The organism is Agarivorans sp. DSG3-1 (assembly GCF_046774965.1).
Taxonomy (GTDB): Bacteria; Pseudomonadota; Gammaproteobacteria; order Enterobacterales; family Celerinatantimonadaceae; genus Agarivorans.
In genome coordinates this window covers 1,512,427-1,530,604 of the sequence record NZ_CP177241.1, presented here as the reverse complement: position 1 = coordinate 1,530,604, position 18,178 = coordinate 1,512,427, and the positions used below count along the sequence as shown (strand labels likewise).

Here is an 18,178-nt window from a genome sequence, read left to right as displayed (position 1 = left end):
TTAAGTCACGAGTTTAAAAGGCAACTACAGCGTAGTTTACTCGGCCGCTTCAACATCTGATTCAGGTTCTTTTGCTTCAATGTCTTCACTGATAGGCAGGCGTACAAAAAAGCCTTTGCCCGTTGCAAAACAACGCATCGTTTGCTGTTGGTCTTGTTCCATTTAGATAAGTCTCCTAGGTTGTTGCAAGTTTAAAAAAGTATTATTTCTGCTTATGTTTTGCTTATTGCCACTTGCGTAAGTAAGGCTAGCTAGTGAATAAAAATTGCACAAGAAATAATCGGTAAAAATCCTATTTAGCCCACTCTTTCTTGATCTAGCTCAGTCTTGCGGGAGGTAATCTATAGGCTTTTATCAGAAATGTGAAGTACTAATTTACCACTTTGGAGATGTCGGCCAAAAACGACAATATTTTTAATCATTAAAATCAATAACTTAATGAAAACAAAAAAACGCCAAAGAATGGCTTATAGCTAATTGATATGTAGGGATCTTGGTTTAATTAGATTTGGCTATATTTGTTTAAATAGCCAGAGAATAACAATAGATGAATCAATCACTTACAAGTTAGTGTTTACTAGCCGTAACACATGTGAATATTTATTCAAATAAACCGCTAATGACAAAAAACTTAAATAATGAGTTATCGCTAAGCCCCGTGGAGACTGGACTTAGCGCTTCTTTATTTTCACAAAATCGAAAAACAACCACAGTCCGATAATTGTTGCCGATACAACGACCCCATATTCCAAATAAAGATGGATGTATCCAAGAAAAAAGCTAACGGCAGGAAGAACGATTACCAACAATAAGGCCAACAGCACATAGCCCATTTAAGTCCCCAATAATTTTACCAGTAGAAATTATATCCTGATAATTGCCAAGGACAAAGCTATTCGAAGTAAGAACGCAACTGTAATTGCACATGGCCGTTTTTCCACACAGTGGTATCGATTTGCGTTTTGCAAATGGCACATAGGGTTTTATTCGACAGGGTTAAATGGCCAGACATGCGGTTACCTTTGGCACGAAACATTAAGTTTTGCTGAGCCTGCCAACGTAAGCCACCGCGCCAATTGGCCCGCCATTGCGGCACTTGTTGGTAGCGTAAAAAAGTAGATTGTTGCTCAGAGGAAGTCACTGGTTGAGTAGTATTGGTTTGCGAAGTATTAAACTGTTGCTCTTGTAACCAATTAATATCACTAAATAAATTTTTAGTTGCTTGGGGTTGCTCAAGTTCGTTCTCAACGCTGAAATCAAATTTAAGCGCAGTGTTAGCATAAACCACATTTACCCACATCAACATTGTTACAATTAACGATAATGCAATAGCCATAACGACCTCCAACCTACCTTAGTATATGTAGCTACTTCCTCTTTTATTGCTAAGGGTTTATCAAGCAATCGCTCTGCTTAGGCATAAAGCCTTTACTAAAGAGTAGTAGACGTAGTTGTATCTAGCTATTTCCATGCCACTACTCTGGAATCACTCAGGAACGACGTTACATTTTACTAACCTAATGACACCTAGGCATAACCTATCACACCGATAAACTTTACAAATTGGTTTGACCATTAGAAATAAGCGATACTTTTGTGCGAAGTTACTTGACTGTTAGGCCGTAGTTTTCTTTCATATCACACCAAATGCGTAAAGTTAGTTAACTTGCAGGAACTAACAAATATTTAATATGCAGCGACGTGTTGCCCAAATAGCAACTCAACATAAAAACCAATAGCAGGAACACACTATGCAAATCGGAATACCTAAGGAGATCTTCGACCAGGAGAGCCGGGTAGCCGCCACCCCAAAAACCGTAGAGCAGTTGCTAAAACTCGGCTTCTCTGTGGCAGTGGAAAGCGGCGCAGGAACAGCGGCCAGCTTTAATGACGAAGCTTACACAGAAGCCGGCGCAGATATCGTAACTAAAGAGCAGGCTTTTCAAGCCGACCTCATTTTTAAAGTGAATGCGCCTTTAGATGGCAGCAACGATACCACTGAAGAACTTGCCCTTATAAAAGAAGGTGCAACCGTAGCCAGTTTTGCATGGCCTGCACAAAATCCTGAATTGCTAGAAAAGTTTAAAGCCGCCAAGGTTAACTTGCTAGCCATGGACATGGTGCCACGGATCTCTCGTGCTCAATCTTTAGATGCGCGTAGTTCACTTGCCAACGTAGACGGTTACCGCGCGGTTATTGAAGCAGCCAACCACTTTGGTCGCTTTTTTACCGGGCAAATTACTGCAGCAGGTAAAGTACCACCAGCCAAAGTATTAATTATTGGCGCAGGTGTAGCCGGTTTAGCCGCATTGGGCACCGCGGGTAGCCTAGGCGCCATTGTTCGTGCTTTTGATACTCGTCCTGAGGTTAAAGAGCAAATCAACTCAATGGGCGCTGAGTTCCTAGAGTTAGATTACGAAGAAGAAGACACTGGCGACGGTGACGGTTACGCCAAAGAAATGAGCGCAGCCTTTATTGATGCTGAAATGGCCTTGTTCCGCGAACAAGCCAAAGAAGTCGATATCATCATTACCACTGCATTAATTCCTGGTCGCCCAGCACCTAAGCTGATTTTAGCTGACATGGTTGAATTAATGAAACCAGGCAGCGTGATTGTAGATTTGGCAGCCGCTACTGGTGGTAACTGTGAGTTAACCGAGCCCGGTGAAATTGCCGTTAAACATGGCGTAACCATTATTGGTTTAACCGACATCTCTCGTCGTTTGCCAGCGCAAGCTAGCCAACTGTATGGCACCAACTTAGTTAACCTGCTTAAGTTACTTTGCCCAGAGAAAGACGGCGAAATTAACATCAACTTCGAAGACGAAGTATTGCGTGGCGTAACCTCAGTGAAAGAAGGCGAAATCACCTTCCCACCACCAGCCATTCAAGTTAGTGCCCAGCCTAAAGTTGAAGCACCAGCGCCAACACCAGAAGTAGTGGTAGAAGAAAAGCCTGCGAAACCTTGGGTAAAACCATTGATAGCAGCCGCTGGCCTCGCCGCCTTTGCTTGGGTAGCTGATGCCGCTCCAGCAGACTTCTTACAGCACTTCACCGTATTTATGTTGGCCTGTGTTGTTGGTTACTACGTGGTATGGAACGTGAGCCATTCACTGCATACACCATTAATGAGCGTAACTAACGCCATTAGTGGCATCATCATTGTGGGTGCCTTAGTACAAATGAAAGCCGACACCTCCTGGGTAGTATTGTTGCTATCGGGTATTGCCGTGCTTATCGCCACCATCAACATCGCCGGTGGTTTTACTGTGACTCAGCGGATGCTGAAAATGTTCCGCAAAGACAAATAGGAGAAATAGTCACATGTCTCAAGGTATTGTATCTGCAGCTTATTTAGTGGCTGCACTATTTTTTATCTTCAGCCTCGCCGGCTTAAGTAAACAAGAAACCGCTCAACGCGGTAATATATTTGGCATTATCGGTATGGCCATTGCGGTAATCGCAACCCTAGCCAGCACCCAAGTTACCGGCGGTAGCTGGATCATCACCCTTGCCATGGCAATTGGTGCTGCTATTGGTATTCGCTTAGCACTTAAAGTTGAAATGACTGAAATGCCAGAGCTGGTTGCCGTGCTACACAGCTTCGTAGGTATGGCTGCGGTATTGGTTGGTTTTTCAAGCGCCATCGACCACAGCTCGTTAATGGATGCGGTAACAGGTCTTATCGACCCCGTTGCTAAGAACATTCACGACGTTGAAGTATTCCTCGGTATCTTTATTGGTGCTGTCACCTTCACCGGTTCAGTCGTGGCCTTTGGTAAGCTTCGCGGCATAATCAGCAGTGCCCCTAAAGCGCTTCCTGGCGCTCACTGGCTAAACTTAGGCATGATTGTGGTATCAATCTACTTAGGCAGCATGTACATGGATAGCGGCTCTATGTGGCCACTAGTGATTATGACGCTTATCGCCTTTGTATTTGGTTACAACCTCGTATCGGCCATTGGCGGCGCAGATATGCCAGTAGTGGTATCTATGCTTAACTCATACTCTGGTTGGGCAGCGGCAGCAGCAGGCTTCATGCTAGGCAACGATCTATTGATTGTTACTGGTGCATTAGTCGGTAGCTCGGGCGCGATTCTGTCTTACATCATGTGTAAAGCCATGAATCGCTCGTTCATCAGCGTAATTTTAGGTGGTTTTGGCGCCGAAGGTGGCACAGTAGTGGCCAGCGACGTAGACCAAGGCGAACACACTGAAACGCAAGCTGAAGACGTAGCCGAAATGCTAAAAGATGCCAACGAAGTGATTATTGCTCCAGGTTACGGTATGGCGGTTGCGCAAGCCCAATACCCAGTAGCAGAAATTACTCAAAAGCTACGTGATAAAGGCGTTAAAGTACGTTTTGCTATTCACCCAGTAGCAGGTCGTTTACCTGGCCACATGAACGTATTGTTAGCCGAAGCCAAAGTTCCTTACGATATCGTAATGGAGATGGACGAGATTAACGAAGACTTCGCGTCTACCGACGTAGTACTAGTGATTGGTGCGAACGACACGGTTAACCCTGCAGCTAAAGAGCCAGGTAGCCCAATTGCCGGTATGCCAGTGCTTGAAGTATGGGACGCGAAGAAAGTTGTGGTATTTAAACGTTCAATGGCAACCGGTTACGCTGGTGTGCAAAACCCATTGTTCTTTAAAGAGAATACTGACATGTTGTTTGGTGATGCTAAAGAAACGGTTCAGAAGATCCTTTCTCACATCTAAGCAAATAGCTTGTTGAATATGAAAGCCGCTCCTAGAGCGGCTTTTTTGTATCTTCTATATGGCCGTGACATCAACTTTCTTCAAAACTAACAGGGTCATCAACATCGCGATAAATATTTACTGAGTAATCTTTCCTGTTAGGAGCAGCAACATGTATTGGTATCCCTCGCTCCTTACAGAGGATAGCGATAACTTTTCTATTGGTTTTATTCATTTTGGAACCAATAATCACACCGATAAGAGCTTTATCTGATACAGACTCAACCACGCCAGATTTGGCGTTTTCTTCATCGCTGCCAGCAAATAACACACTGCGAACCTCTCCTTCATACTTCCAGCGAATATGTTTTTGATAAGCATAGTGGTGATTTAGCAACTCAGTTTTAGCCGAGACTTTTTTCATCACCTTCCCTGCGGTAAAACTGAATTGTTGAATTCGTTCTGTTACCGATGAATTTAAATCTCGGTATGTAATTTTTTTGACTTGTTCATTATAGTCAATTTGATTTAGCTCCATTTTTTCATGTCTAGATAACTCTGCTTTATCATAGATAAAACAAAGACCAGTCATACCATTCGCATAATGTGACCACATCAACGGCTCGTCGCATTTACTGCTAAAGCAACAAATAAACGTTCCTGTGGAATTCTTTTCCAGGTCTTGAAGTTGAATTTCAATGAACTTTTTTAATAAATTGAGAACTTTATTTTGTTCACGTTGAGCATATTGTGCAGTCAGTTCATCATGAGACATTATTTTTAGATGTTTGTTAATCTCAGGTAATTTCTCGATCTTAAGCTCATTCCAATCAAATTCGAATGGATGCTCAAATGGATCATTGAGGAGGCGAACATGAGAATGCCAAAGTTCACTCTCTATCAACTCCCTGATCGTGTTTTCGTTGTAGCTTCTATAACGATATAGCTCATTCATTTAATAAGTTACCTAACACCTTTAATTCTTAAGCCACATTACATGTTTTTAGAAAAGTAGGTCAAAAGGCGACTTCTCAAAGTGCGGGTTAAAAATAAATTAACAAAAACGAGTAACAGTTGAAGAGCTCTTTGCCGCTGAATAAACTGCGGCTTATTTGGCTTTTTACCCAGTTTCAGTTGCTGTTTTCGCCCTGACGGCGACTTCCTTTTTCTTTGAACAGCCAAAGAAAAACTAAGGAAAAAGAAAGGCTGCCCTAGCATCATCTTCTTCCTGCGTTGCTCACTCACTGCGGTGTCAAAACAACTCGCTTCGCTCAAACAGGTTTTGCCTATACCCGCAGCTCGCTTGCGCTACTCGGCGATGATGAAGGGGAATTGAGATCAAGAGCGAATACGCATAGTTCATCTTCACACCTAAAGCTAAGAGCTCCGCTGTCTGGCTCTTTGCTCTTTGCTCTTTGCTCTTTGCTCTTTAGTACCATCATCTCCGCCGAGTAGCGGAGTGAACAAGTGATGAAGCCGAGGACTGTCTGAGCGCAGCGAGTTTCCGAGGTGCACTTGTGAGCGAGCAACGGAGGAAACAAGGAGATGCGGGGTGGCCTTTCTTTTGCTACTAAGCTTTAGCCGAGCAAAGCTTAGTTCATCGCCGACAAGGCGAAACCTAAATCAACACCAAGCACTGACTCAAATGTAATTTATAAAAACTGAAATCAGCGAGTAGCTTTAGAAGGGTAAAATAACCTGTTACGTCGAAGCACCAACGCACTTTGTATAACGAGACAATAAACCCATAACCTGCTTTTTATCTGAAAAGCTTGCTGAAGAATCTGGGAATATTCGATCTGCACACATCTCTTTAAAGTCTTCATATTTTGCAAGACAAGACGTCACACTTTTGCCGCCAGAAGTTTGATACTCCTCGTCATTACAAAAAAACTTTGAAAAAGAATATGCACCTTCTTTCACTTCATCAATTGATACTGAACTGGAATCTAATTTTAAAAATAGCTCTTGATGGTTACTCACAACAACTGTAGGAGGCTGCTTTTTGCTATACAAAAATATACCACCTGCCACGACTACCACTAATAAAATATACTTCACTTCAATTTCCTTTCTGAAAAACTCGAGTTTTATGCGGGTACCACTGAATCGAACAAAATTGGGTAGATAACTAATTGGTAAAGTCCTTTCTGTACAACTAATCCGATCACAAATAGGCCAATTATTTTTAAATAATCACAACTACCATCAAACTGTTTAATTAATCCGATGTAAATGATGAAGCCAACCAGTACTCCCAATAGAGTCGGCAAAAAATAGGTGGCCACAGAAGCAAGAAAAATAACAAGGGGAGCGGTAACAAAATTCAAATTGACACTTAGGAGCTTAGCAGCAATGAGCAAACCTAAACTTTCAACCAAAAATGATAACGGTATATCCATATAGTTAATTCCTTACATCAAAATAGAGCATACTAATTAGCGTTCGTCTATTTAGTAACCACGTTATTAGGCTCCCCAAACCGCTAATGACAAGTAAGTTAACATGATACGATAAATAAGTCAGTTATCTAAAAGCTAAATAAATTATTAGTAATGAATTAATCCGCGATAATGTAAGAGTAATAAAGATAAAAAGCCGACGCTGACGGCTCTACCTCCCCATCATTCCCGCTGAGTATCGCAGTAAATTAGCGATAAAGCCGAGGACTGTTTGAGCGAAGCGAGTTTCCGAAGGCGCGCTAATTTATGAGAAACACAAGATAAAAGGGAGTGCGGGGTGGCCTTTCTTTTGTGTACTTTTCTTTGGCCAAGCAAAGAAAAGTACATCGCCGGCAAAGCGAAACCTGAACCCACACCAAGCAATAATTCAAAATGAACTAAAAAAAGCGCACAATTTTTATTCAAAACACCATTATTGCCGCTAAAACAAAACACAAACGAGCGACAAATCCTTATACAAGAAATCACAAAATCGTGAATTTAAGGCTTCTTGCGCAAAGTGGCACAAAAAGTTGTCTTTTCGCATTAACCTAACTAGGTCGAAACAACGGGTAGAGCGATTTGAAAAAGATGAATTTAACCAGTAACAAGCAACAAAAACGCAATGGCTTACTTTCTTGCTGTAGTGCTACAAACAAGCAGCTTTGCCTATTTTGTTTAGGTAAAGACACTATCCACCCTCCCTCTCAAACACGGTAATGAGTTCTGCGGCTTTATCTCTACTAAAGCCTTAGCGGCACTTCTTCCTTTGAACCTGCAGTTAGGTCACTACAAACTTGGAATGAACAATGATCCTGGATTTAAAAACTCTTCGTATCAATGTTCAGCTTAATATTTGCCTATCTCTCCTTCCCTCAACTATTTTTATCTAAGCGAATCTGAAACAAGGGAAGAGCTTTGTTAGAACTCGAATTTATTACTCAAATATCCCAAGACTCTGCTGTCGAATTCACTAAGTCTGCCCACTTTAACCAAGCCTTAGATATCTTGAGCCAACTACTCAATAGCCCATATTTAAGCCTTACCCACATTTATAATGACAAAGACAATCACGAGTTACAGTTAAGCAGTTGCGGCTATCACCAGCCCACAGCAACACTGACTCACGCTAAATCTACCTCTGCTGAAGCGCAGCTTCCCAACTATTTACGAGAGTTAAGCCAGAGCAAGCAAGAGTGTGCTGTAAGCGGTAATGAGCTAGACCAACAGCTTGGGTTTTCTTCCTCAATCAAACAAGACTGCAGTATTCAACTGGTTCCATTTTTTGAGGCCGAGACTCTAATTGGTGTTCTCGGGGTACAAGCAGAAACTTCACCCAACTTACTAAGCACCTTTCCTGCGAGTTATTGGGTGCTGAATAACCTACTGCTTAGCCACCATAGGCATAAAGTGGCGTCGGTTAAGCTCGACACCTATCAGATCGTTCTCGACCTCATGCCCCAGCGGGTATTTTGGAAAAATCGCAGCTCTCGATATTTAGGCTGCAACCAAGCCTTTGCCACCGATGCTTCTTTAGGGAAGCCCGAAGATATTATTGGTTTAAATGACTTCGATACCTTTCCTGAGCAAGCCGAGTTATATCGCTCTGACGATGCGCATACAATGGAAACACGTAAACATATGATTAGCTCCGAGGAGCCGCAGACCCACCAAGATGGTACTCAAATTTGGCTGCGAACGTCGAAACGTCCGATCATCACCAAAAACGATGTGGTGGTGGGCTTAGTGGGAACTTACGATGACATAACCCTGTTAAAGCAAACTCAACAACAGTTACATAGCGCCAAAACAGAACTTGAAGAAAGAGTGACTAAACGTACCGAGCAACTAAGTGAATCGAACTCTAAACTGGAAAAAGTGATTGAGGAACTTAAAACAACCCAAAGCCAACTGGTAGAAACAGAGAAAATGTCGGCATTAGGCAGGTTAGTGGCAGGGGTCGCTCACGAGATCAATACTCCACTGGGTATAGCAGTGACTAGCTCTAGTCACTTAACTGAGTTGTCGAACGATTTAGATCAAGCAGTACTCAGTGGCAATATCAGTAAAAGTAAGTTTCACAATATTTGCGAGAATATCAACGTAAGCAGTGAGTTAATCCTTCGCAACTTACAACGGGCATCAGATTTGGTGAGCAACTTTAAGATGGTTGCGGTTGATCAGTCACACGATGAAAAACGCCAGATAGTATTAATGCAATATTTACACGATGTCGTTAATGCGATGACACCAAAAACCAACAAGAAAAATATTAGAGTATTTCTCTCCGGTGATGAAACCTTAAGCTTACTCACCTATCCAGGTTCCATTGCCCAAATCATCACCAACCTTATCGACAATGCAATGATTCATGCCTTTGCTAACAGTGATAGCGGTGAAATTAAAATTCATTTCATGGTGAAAAGCCAATATTTGGAGCTGTACTTTGAAGATAGTGGCGAAGGCATAGAACCCGAACAAGTGAATAAGATATTTGAACCCTTTTTCACCTCTAAACGCGGCCACGGTGGCTCTGGGTTAGGACTAAGTATTATCTATAACATTATTACTCAGCGCTTTAACGGCAATATTCACTGCGAAAGTGTGAAAGGTAAAGGCGCTCGGTTTGTGGTGAGCTTGCCTTTGGATTAGCCCACAAAAAAGCCGCTAGGGTTAGCGGCTTACTATAAAAACACAGCGGTAAATTAACCTTTTGCGTCTTTCAATTTCTTAGCTAAATCACGGCGTTCTTTAGACAAATCAGCGTTCTTAATAGTGTATTCGTCAACACGGTCTTCGTAGTCGGCACGCATGTTCTCGATAATCGCTTTAACATCGCTAACACTCATGTTGTCTTGAATGTAGTTTTCTAAATTGTCGAGTAAATCTACACGCTTACGGTTATCGCGAATCTTCTTATCAATATCCACCATTTCGCGCTTTAGTTTATTACGTCTGCGACTCATAGAAACAAACTCCAATACCTTGGATACACTACCTACAGCTTGCTTTTCCATCATTTCTCCTAAGTGGTGTTAAACCTTAAATGCGCACTTATGATTAACTTACTCGCTTGAATATTTTCGGCAATCTTTATTTAAACAAAGCGTGGTTTCACCGAAGCTAGATCAAACGGCGTGGCTATTTCATCCTAGCCTTAAAACAACAAAGCCGCTACTTAGCGGCTTTGTTCTATCTCACTTTCCTTTACCACATCAAATCATCTGGGATTTGATAATCGGCATAAGGATCATCTTCATCAATTACATCTTGGCTTGGGTCGTTAATTAGCACCACCACGCTTTCATCGCGTTGGGCTATTTTCTCGGCCACAATGGTAGGAACTACTTCATACGCTTCACCTAGCGTAACAATCGCTAAACGGCCATTACTGAGTTGCTTGCGCAGCTCGTCGGTCACGTAGATTTTCTTAATTAAACTACCATGATTGAAGTTATAGGCTTCGTCACCACGTTTTCTATCTAGCATGTTCATTTCGATCAGCTGCTTAATTTGCGCAGCTACCGCCTTTTTGGCTTTCTCGGCATTTTGCTGCTGAGCCAGTTCGGCGTCTCGTTGTTGCTGTTCGGTGCGCGATTGCTCTGCTGCGGCTTTCACTTCTTTGGCTAAAGTACGTGATTTTTTATTGGTTTTGCCTACTTTTTTGGCTTTTTTCTTGTCGACTAAACCTGCTTTAAGCATTTGCTCTTGCAGTGATAACTTGGCCATGAGAAATGAATACCTTCAATCTATTAATGAGTGGTTTGGCTGCAATGCCAGTGGCCTAGATAATACGCCAAGCAGCCTCTAATTAGAACCATTAGCCACGCTGGCAGTAACACAGCTTAAGGCTTATTCCTCTTCTGGCGCCAGGGTAAGAGACAAAGGTTGGTCTTGCGGGTAGCCCGATAAATCAATGTCACTGCCATTAAGCCGTAAGCTAAAACCTTCTATTTGCGAGAAATACAGCGACGCCGGGTGCATCACTTGCCAAGTTCGCAAATCGCCCATGCCTAGCCAACCGTCAAACACCACTTTGTCGCGACCATCAATCACCAGTAACTCTGCGCGATCATCAGCTTCAATCTCTAGCTCTATCACTTGATCGGGGCGTAATGTTTCTGGCTGCCATTGATCGCTAGGCGCTACCCAGTAATAAGTGCGTGAACCTTGCCAACGATAAGGCAGCTGCGTAGGTGGGCGAATAGGTAAAATAGGCCGCATTGGATGTTTAATAGGATGGCTAGGAATGGGGCGTTCAATCGGTTGCTCAGGTTTATGTAAGCGCGCAGGCTGGGCGCTTTGATCAGCAATACACGCTTCAATTAAGCCTATTACCAATAATATGGCCAAACCGATATTACATAAGAATCTCAGCATTAGTCGCCTCAAATACGCTTAAACCTTTGATTAGTAATAATAGCTGAAAAATTCATATATACTCTTGGTACATGATCATATTTACAGTGGTTTAAGTGGAATTAAGCAGCTTACCCATTACCGCACTTAAGGGCGTGGGCGACAAACTTGCCGAAAAACTCCTACGCCTGCAGATTCGAAATGTGGGCGATTTGCTGCTGCATCTGCCACACCGCTACGAAGATCGCACACGCATTTGGCCAATTAATGATTTATTGCACGGCGCGCACGTATCGGTGCATGGCGAGATCACCAAAGTAGAAACCATTCACGCCCGCCGACGCATGTTAACCTGCCGAATTAGTGACGGTAGCGGCAGCATAACGCTGCGATTCTTTAATTTTAACAACGGCCAAAAAGCTGCCATGCAACAAGGTTTGTGGATGCGGTGTTTTGGTGAAGCCAAGCGCGGTAAACATGGCTGGGAAATGATCCACCCCGAATACAGCATTGTGGCCGATCCCAGTGCGCCATTGATGGATGAGAAACTCACCCCGGTTTACCCCACTACCGAGGGCTTAAAACAGCTCAACTTACGAAAGCTCAGTGAGCAAGCCTTTACTCTGCTTAAACAATACCCATTAGTGGATTGGCTGCCGCCAGCGTTACGGCCACATGGTTTAGATCTAAATCAAGCACTTATGCAATTGCACCGCCCGGAACCCGATACCGAATTGTCTTTGTTAGAAGAAGGTCGCCATCCGGCTCAGCAACGATTAGTCATTGAAGAACTGGCAGCACATCAGCTAAGCATGTTAAAGCTTCGCCAAGAGCAACAACGCCAAGCAGCCATAGCCCTGCCCTTGGCAACCGAGCTAGAGCGCCAGTTTCTCGCTCAATTACCCTTTAAACCAACCAATGCCCAACAGCGCGTAGTCGCAGAAACAAAAACTGATACTCAGCAGCCACATGCCATGATGCGCTTAGTACAAGGTGATGTAGGCAGCGGCAAAACCTTAGTGGCGGCTATGGCGGCCTTGCAAGCCTTGGGCAACGGCTACCAAGTTGCTTTAATGGCGCCTACCGAAATTTTGGCCGAGCAACACGCGCTCACCTTCGCCAGTTGGTTTGAGCCCTTAGGCATAAAGGTAGATTGGGTTGCAGGTAAACAAAAAGGCAAAGCTCGCGCCGAAGCGATGGCAAGAATCGCCAATGGCGAAGCACAAATGGTGGTGGGCACTCATGCTATTTTTCAGGAGCAAGTGCAGTTTGCTCACTTAGCTTTAGTGATTATTGATGAGCAACACCGCTTTGGTGTTCATCAACGTATGGCCCTGCGAGAAAAAGGCGCGGCGATAGATGGTAGCAATACCCTGCCACACCAACTGATAATGACAGCAACCCCTATCCCCCGCACTTTGGCCATGACCGCTTACGCAGATCTGGAGCTTTCAATTATTGATGAGCTGCCACCGGGGCGAACTCCCATTAAAACCGTGGCACTGCCCGATACCCGCCGCGAACAAGTGATTGAGCGAGTTTATCAAGCCTGTCATACCGATGGCCGGCAAGCTTATTGGGTGTGCACTTTAATTGAGGAATCCGAAGTATTGCAGTGCCAAGCCGCCGAAGACACCGCCGACACCTTGCAAAAGCAACTGCCCGATCTGCGAATTGGTTTAGTACATGGCCGCATGAAACCCCAAGAAAAGCAGTGGGTAATGGAACAGTTTAAAAGCCACCAGCTCGATTTATTAGTGGCCACTACTGTGATTGAAGTGGGGGTGGATGTACCCAATTCCAGTTTAATGATTATTGAGAATCCTGAGCGTTTAGGCTTGGCGCAACTGCACCAATTGCGCGGTCGCGTGGGTCGCGGCAAGGTAGAAAGCCACTGTGTATTGATGTACCACAGCCCGCTGTCTAAAACAGCCAGTTCACGCTTAAGTGTATTACGCGACAGTACCGATGGCTTTGTGATTGCTCAACGCGATATGGAGATCCGTGGGCCCGGTGAGCTACTAGGCACCAAACAAACGGGATTAGCAGAGTTTAAAATTGCTGACTTGGTAAGAGACCAAACCATGATAGGCGAAGCACAAGCCTTGGCCAAACAGTTGCTACAACAAACACCCGCCTGCGTTGAACCGCTTATTGCTCGCTGGTTAGCTGATCGCGAGCAGTTTGCTCAAGCATAACTAAGTTAGGCTATAAATCTCGTCTCGACAGTGTTCCACCAGTACCTCTTGCAACCACATATATAAAGGGTTTTGTCGATTACGATAATGAAACACATAACCAGTATCATATTTTACCGCTAAATCTAAAAAGTCCTCGCCTAATTCAAACCGTTTAATACCCGGTATATCTTCGGGAGGATAATAAGTAACACTGGGATACATAAAGTCACTCACCCGCAGCACATCCAAAATAGAACCTGGCAGCTCTGAGCGAAAACCAATGGTAATCTCTACTCCATGATTAGCGAGAAATTTTTCGGCCTCACTGCGCGCAGCACTCCAGCCAGGCACATGAATTAGCGCAGTACTGTATTTGGCGAAATCCTGTGGAGACACCGTATTTCCCTCTATGGGGTGACCTTCTTTGGCATAAACATAAATGGGCTGGCGCCATAATCTACGTTGTACCAACTCCTTAGAGCCTTCTACCGGCAATAAACACAAACCAAAATCAATTTGCCCGCGCTGAATTAACTCACAGGTATCGGCGCCCCAAGTTGCCACTTGCAAGCGCAGTTCTGGAGCGTGTTGCTGTAACACCACAAATAGTCGCTTGGCAACAGAGGCTAATAACATCGGGTGCATAGCCACCTTAATCAAGCCTTCTAGCTCAGCCGGATTAAAATCGTTATGGTGGTCCACCACATTGGCTAATTCGGCCAATATGCTAGGTAAACTTAGCGAAAGCTGTTCCGCTTTAGGGGTGGCAATTAAGCCATGCTGAGCACGAACAAACAGTTCATCCCCAAAGTGTTCTCGTAATTTTTGCAAGGAGCGACTAATTGCCGGTTGGCTTACGTTCATTCGCTCAGCCGTGCGCCGAGTATTTAGCTCTTGGGCTAAAATAACAAACACTTTGAGTAGGTTTAAATCGAGTGATTCAAATGAACTATTGGTCACTGGTTACCCCGCGGCTATTGGTGGCAGAAACTGTTAGTAATTACTCATAACAGTAGCAGTGAAACCCGCTAAGCTCATCATAATTCGAATAAGCTAGGTATTTACTGAGCAAGCGCACATAAACGCAATGGGAACTTAAGGCATAAAAAAACCGCCAATAGTGACGGTTTATTGTTTAAACGCTGCGGTTAACCGTCTAACTCTTTGTCATACCAATTTCGGCTGCAGTTCACCGCCCGCTTCCAGCCCTTGTATAGCCGTTCTCGTTTCTCTTCGTCTCCGTCTGGGGTAAAGCAGCGATCGGGGGTATGGCTTTCGGCCAAACTCTCAATACTCTCCCAATAGCCCACCGCTAAACCAGCAAGATAAGCGGCACCCAATGCCGTTGATTCTATCAGCGAAGGGCGTACCACTTCAGTGCCTAATGCATCTGCTTGAAACTGCAACAAGAAATCATTGGCTACAGCGCCACCATCCACCCGCAGTTGCTTGAGCGAAATATCTGCGTCGGCTTGCATAGCTTCTAGTAAGTCACGACTTTGGTAAGCAATCGACTCAAGCGCTGCGCGAATAATATGATTTCGGTTAGCCCCGCGAGTTAAGCCTACAATAGTTCCACGAGCATAAGGGTCCCAATAAGGAGCGCCTAAGCCCACAAACGCCGGCACCAAGTATACGCCGTTGGTGTCGTCTACTTTAGACGCGAAATACTCCGTATCCGAGGCATCGCGAATCAAACCCATTTCATCGCGTAACCACTGAATCGTTGCCCCGCCCATAAACACGCTGCCTTCTAAGGCGTAATTAACTTTCCCGTCAATCGAAAACGCGATGGTGGTTAACAAACCATGGGTTGATTTAACTGGCTTTTCGCCGGTGTTCATTAATAGGAAGCATCCGGTGCCGTAGGTATTTTTTGCCATGCCTTTTCGGTAGCACTGTTGGCCAAACAAGGCCGCTTGCTGGTCTCCGGCAATCCCGGCAATGGGGATTCGGGTTCCACCTTTACCACCAATATTGGTTTGCCCATAGATTTCTGAACAGGCTTTTACTTCTGGCAGCATTTGCCTAGGCACACCCAACATATCCAGCAATTTTTGGTCCCATTCCAAAGTGTGAATATTGAACATCATGGTACGTGAAGCGTTGGTATAATCTGTAACATGCACTCGCCCATTGGTGAGCTTCCACACTAACCAGCTATCTACTGTGCCGAACAACAAATCGCCCGCTTCGGCTTTGTCACGTGCGCCTTCTACATTGTCGAGGATCCACTTAAGTTTTGACCCAGAGAAGTAGGCATCAAGAATCAAGCCGGTGGTGTCTTGGATGTAATTTTCCCAGCCTTGCTCGCGTAACGCTTCACACAATTCGGTAGTACGGCGACACTGCCACACAATGGCATTGTAAATCGGTTGGCCGGTATTTTTATCCCAAACAATGGTTGTTTCACGTTGGTTAGTAATACCAATCGCCGCAATTTGATCACTGCGAATACCAGTTTTTGCCAGCACCTCGGTTAGCGACGCACTCTGGCTGGCCCAAATTTCCATTGGATTGTGCTCAACCCAACCTGATTTAGGGAAAAACTGACTAAATTCGCGCTGAACGCTACCTACAATTTCTGATTGTTGATTAAAAATGATGGCTCGAGAGCTGGTGGTGCCTTGATCAAGCGCCACAATATAACGCGCAGTGTCCATTGATAGATTCGTTCCACTTAAACATTTGCATTCATTATGCTCGAAAACGAACATTTTAGAACATTTTTTTAACCATTTCGTGACAAGCGCTTAAATTTGGCAACCCAATAGCTCAGTAAAAACTTGTAGTAACCTCGCCTATATCACTTTGTTAATCGTGACAATATTTGGTTTTTAAGTAGACTTAGCCTGTCTAGAAAATAGTCCTTATTACGGAACCCCCAGTTGTGAAGCAGACCCAGCGCCACCAGCAAATACTTCAAGTCATCAAAACTCAAGGCTTTGTCGCAACAGAAGAACTCGTTGAATCGCTCAATGTGAGTCCGCAAACCATTCGCCGAGACCTTAACGTTCTCGCCGAGCAAAAGCTGATTCATCGCCACCATGGCGGTGCCTCTTTGCTAACCAGCAGCGTGGTAAACGATTCATACTCTACCCGTAAGATTAAACAGCACGTGGAAAAAGAAAGCATTGCGCAAAAAATTGCCGAGCAAATTCCTAACGGTGCGTCACTGTTTCTAGACATTGGTACCACTGCTGAGACCATCGCCAGAGCTCTGCTTAATCATCGTGACTTGCGCATTATTACTAACAACATACATGTTGCAGCATTGCTGATGGTGAAAGATGATTTCAATGTGATAATGGCAGGCGGAGCGTTACGTAACAAAGATGGCGGCATAGTGGGCGAAGCAACTATTGATTTTATTAAGCAATTTCGCTTGGATTACGGGGTAATCACCGTTAGTGGAATTGATTTAGATGGTTCCTTATTAGACTTTGACTACCACGAAGTACGTGTCACTCAAGCCATTATTGCCAGCTCGCGCAACGTGATACTGGCGGCAGACCACAGTAAATTTGGTCGCAACGCCATGATTAACATTGGCAACATTGCCCAAATTGGCCAGCTTTATACCGACCGGCCAGTACCCACCGACATTGCTGACATTTTAAAGCGCGAAGAAGTACAACTTACCCTATGCCCTCCGTCGCAGCCAAGCAGCGCTAACTAAGCAAATTTTTTGCGGATTAAATCACCTAAAAACTGCTTATAGCGGGTAGGCTTTGCAGGACAAAGTAGCTGCAGCGCAAGCAGTTCGTCACTGCTAATTTCCCCTCCCTCGCCATGGGCCAGTAAATAGTTGCTCACCGCCAATTGTCGGTAGCGCTCAAGAGACGCTCTGTAGTCCGCTGGCTGGCTTATTGGAAAAGGACAAATTAGCTTCTGCTTTACCCTTAAAATAGTATCGGCCACATACAAAGTTTGAGTTTCTGGGTGATACAAAGACAAATCGCGATCGGTATGCCCAGGAGTAAATAGCACCTGCCAATCACTAAAACCGGGGAGCAGCTCACCATCTTTCAAGCGGTATTTAGTGCTTAGCAATGGAGAGTACCAAAGGTTAACGCGTTCGCGCTGATGACGCTGCCCAACATAGTATGCCAGCCCCAAATCCATTAAGTGCATCACTCTGCCTCTAAAGCCCTGATACCACTCGCCTGCAACATCGCCAGTAGCTAACTCAAGCCGGTAGTGCTTTTGGAGGTAACTCGCTCCACCGGCATGATCAGGATGCATGTGAGTGACCATCACCAATTTAAGTTGTTCAAAAGGACGACCCAGTTGCTCGATGATAAAACGCTTAAGTATTGAGACATCGGCACGTGAGCAGCCATCTAATAGCAACAGCTTTTCTGGGTACTCAACCAAAAAAATATTTTGAATATAACCTTCAAGCTGATGAATCTTCATGCTGCTCCGACCACTTGTTAATAGAATGTAACAGCTTAGAGCAAAAACTCCATGCAAACAAACAGCAGGCAAAAC

General features: G+C 44.4%; 16 protein-coding genes. 5 read left to right on the top strand and 11 right to left on the bottom strand.

From position 1 onward, the window contains the following. Nucleotides 1-36: 36 nt before the first annotated feature. Both ACLD71_RS07175 and ACLD71_RS07170 read right to left on the bottom strand, forming a co-directional pair. Nucleotides 37-162 carry a hypothetical protein gene (locus ACLD71_RS07175; RefSeq protein ID WP_255437773.1) on the bottom strand — a complete coding sequence of 42 codons (126 nt, stop codon included), beginning with the start codon at nt 160-162 and terminating at the stop codon, nt 37-39. Nucleotides 163-892: 730 nt separating this feature from the next. After that, nucleotides 893-1,336, bottom strand: coding sequence for a hypothetical protein (locus tag ACLD71_RS07170; RefSeq protein WP_411993843.1), 444 nt, complete (start codon nt 1,334-1,336; stop codon nt 893-895). A gap of 415 nt (nt 1,337-1,751) precedes the next feature. Between ACLD71_RS07170 and ACLD71_RS07165 the strand changes: the two genes are divergently transcribed. Both ACLD71_RS07165 and pntB read left to right on the top strand, forming a co-directional pair. Next, a complete protein-coding gene (locus ACLD71_RS07165; RefSeq protein ID WP_411993842.1) occupies nt 1,752-3,311 on the top strand; it encodes a Re/Si-specific NAD(P)(+) transhydrogenase subunit alpha in 1,560 nt (519 codons plus the stop codon). 13 nt (nt 3,312-3,324) lie between these two features. After that, on the top strand, nt 3,325-4,725 hold the full coding sequence (pntB, locus tag ACLD71_RS07160; RefSeq protein WP_411993840.1) for a Re/Si-specific NAD(P)(+) transhydrogenase subunit beta: 1,401 nt from the start codon (nt 3,325-3,327) through the stop codon (nt 4,723-4,725). Nucleotides 4,726-4,795: 70 nt separating this feature from the next. Here the strand turns inward: pntB and ACLD71_RS07155 are convergent, their stop codons facing one another. The 3 genes from ACLD71_RS07155 to ACLD71_RS07145 form a co-directional block, all read right to left on the bottom strand. Beyond that, nucleotides 4,796-5,659 carry a DUF2971 domain-containing protein gene (locus tag ACLD71_RS07155; protein ID WP_411993838.1) on the bottom strand — a complete coding sequence of 288 codons (864 nt, stop codon included), beginning with the start codon at nt 5,657-5,659 and terminating at the stop codon, nt 4,796-4,798. Nucleotides 5,660-6,405: 746 nt separating this feature from the next. Next, entirely contained in the window at nt 6,406-6,765 is a 360-nt protein-coding gene (locus ACLD71_RS07150; protein WP_411993836.1) for a hypothetical protein, read from the bottom strand. 29 nt (nt 6,766-6,794) lie between these two features. Further along, a complete protein-coding gene (locus tag ACLD71_RS07145) occupies nt 6,795-7,106 on the bottom strand; it encodes a hypothetical protein (RefSeq protein WP_411993834.1) in 312 nt (103 codons plus the stop codon). A gap of 957 nt (nt 7,107-8,063) precedes the next feature. Here ACLD71_RS07145 and ACLD71_RS07140 point away from each other — a divergent pair. Further along, nucleotides 8,064-9,797 carry an ATP-binding protein gene (locus ACLD71_RS07140; protein WP_411993832.1) on the top strand — a complete coding sequence of 578 codons (1,734 nt, stop codon included), beginning with the start codon at nt 8,064-8,066 and terminating at the stop codon, nt 9,795-9,797. Between the two features lie 53 nt (nt 9,798-9,850). Here the strand turns inward: ACLD71_RS07140 and ACLD71_RS07135 are convergent, their stop codons facing one another. The 3 genes from ACLD71_RS07135 to ACLD71_RS07125 form a co-directional block, all read right to left on the bottom strand. Next, nucleotides 9,851-10,165, bottom strand: a complete 315-nt coding sequence (locus ACLD71_RS07135) for a DUF496 family protein (RefSeq protein WP_137672408.1) — start codon at nt 10,163-10,165, stop codon at nt 9,851-9,853. Between the two features lie 187 nt (nt 10,166-10,352). Then, the gene (locus tag ACLD71_RS07130) at nt 10,353-10,874 is read right to left on the bottom strand and encodes a DUF2058 domain-containing protein (RefSeq protein ID WP_137672409.1); all 522 of its coding nucleotides are present in this window, start codon (nt 10,872-10,874) and stop codon (nt 10,353-10,355) included. Between the two features lie 123 nt (nt 10,875-10,997). Then, nucleotides 10,998-11,525 (bottom strand): RodZ domain-containing protein, encoded by a 528-nt coding sequence (locus ACLD71_RS07125; RefSeq protein WP_411993830.1) that lies wholly within the window; start codon nt 11,523-11,525, stop codon nt 10,998-11,000. Between the two features lie 95 nt (nt 11,526-11,620). On the opposite strand from ACLD71_RS07125, the gene recG reads away from it, so the two are divergent. Next, entirely contained in the window at nt 11,621-13,702 is a 2,082-nt protein-coding gene (gene recG, locus ACLD71_RS07120) for an ATP-dependent DNA helicase RecG (RefSeq protein ID WP_411993828.1), read from the top strand. Here the strand turns inward: recG and ACLD71_RS07115 are convergent, their stop codons facing one another. Then, a complete protein-coding gene (locus ACLD71_RS07115; RefSeq protein ID WP_137672412.1) occupies nt 13,703-14,644 on the bottom strand; it encodes a LysR family transcriptional regulator in 942 nt (313 codons plus the stop codon). A 188-nt stretch (nt 14,645-14,832) separates the two neighbouring features. After that, a complete protein-coding gene (gene glpK, locus ACLD71_RS07110; RefSeq protein ID WP_137672413.1) occupies nt 14,833-16,347 on the bottom strand; it encodes a glycerol kinase GlpK in 1,515 nt (504 codons plus the stop codon). Nucleotides 16,348-16,574: 227 nt separating this feature from the next. Here glpK and ACLD71_RS07105 point away from each other — a divergent pair, with 227 nt between their 5' ends. Next, nucleotides 16,575-17,363: a DeoR/GlpR family transcriptional regulator gene (locus tag ACLD71_RS07105; protein ID WP_137672414.1), complete on the top strand. Its 789-nt coding sequence runs from the start codon at nt 16,575-16,577 to the stop codon at nt 17,361-17,363. Here the strand turns inward: ACLD71_RS07105 and ACLD71_RS07100 are convergent. Then, nucleotides 17,360-18,103, bottom strand: coding sequence for an MBL fold metallo-hydrolase (locus tag ACLD71_RS07100; protein ID WP_411993825.1), 744 nt, complete (start codon nt 18,101-18,103; stop codon nt 17,360-17,362). The two genes, ACLD71_RS07105 and ACLD71_RS07100, sit on opposite strands and share 4 nt — an antisense overlap. Nucleotides 18,104-18,178: the final 75 nt, after the last annotated feature.

Excerpts from the sequence above, each read along its gene's own strand:
- ACLD71_RS07175 (WP_255437773.1), bottom strand. The coding sequence starts at position 162 with ATGGAACAAGACCAACAGCAAACGATGCGTTGTTTTGCAACGGGCAAA.
- glpK (WP_137672413.1), bottom strand. The coding sequence starts at position 16,347 with ATGGACACTGCGCGTTATATTGTGGCGCTTGATCAAGGCACCACCAGC.
- ACLD71_RS07145 (WP_411993834.1), bottom strand. The coding sequence starts at position 7,106 with ATGGATATACCGTTATCATTTTTGGTTGAAAGTTTAGGTTTGCTCATT.
- ACLD71_RS07130 (WP_137672409.1), bottom strand. The coding sequence starts at position 10,874 with ATGGCCAAGTTATCACTGCAAGAGCAAATGCTTAAAGCAGGTTTAGTC.
- ACLD71_RS07165 (WP_411993842.1), top strand. The coding sequence starts at position 1,752 with ATGCAAATCGGAATACCTAAGGAGATCTTCGACCAGGAGAGCCGGGTA.
- ACLD71_RS07125 (WP_411993830.1), bottom strand. The coding sequence starts at position 11,525 with ATGCTGAGATTCTTATGTAATATCGGTTTGGCCATATTATTGGTAATA.
- ACLD71_RS07135 (WP_137672408.1), bottom strand. The coding sequence starts at position 10,165 with ATGATGGAAAAGCAAGCTGTAGGTAGTGTATCCAAGGTATTGGAGTTT.
- ACLD71_RS07170 (WP_411993843.1), bottom strand. The coding sequence starts at position 1,336 with ATGGCTATTGCATTATCGTTAATTGTAACAATGTTGATGTGGGTAAAT.
- pntB (WP_411993840.1), top strand. The coding sequence starts at position 3,325 with ATGTCTCAAGGTATTGTATCTGCAGCTTATTTAGTGGCTGCACTATTT.
- ACLD71_RS07155 (WP_411993838.1), bottom strand. The coding sequence starts at position 5,659 with ATGAATGAGCTATATCGTTATAGAAGCTACAACGAAAACACGATCAGG.
- ACLD71_RS07100 (WP_411993825.1), bottom strand. The coding sequence starts at position 18,103 with ATGAAGATTCATCAGCTTGAAGGTTATATTCAAAATATTTTTTTGGTT.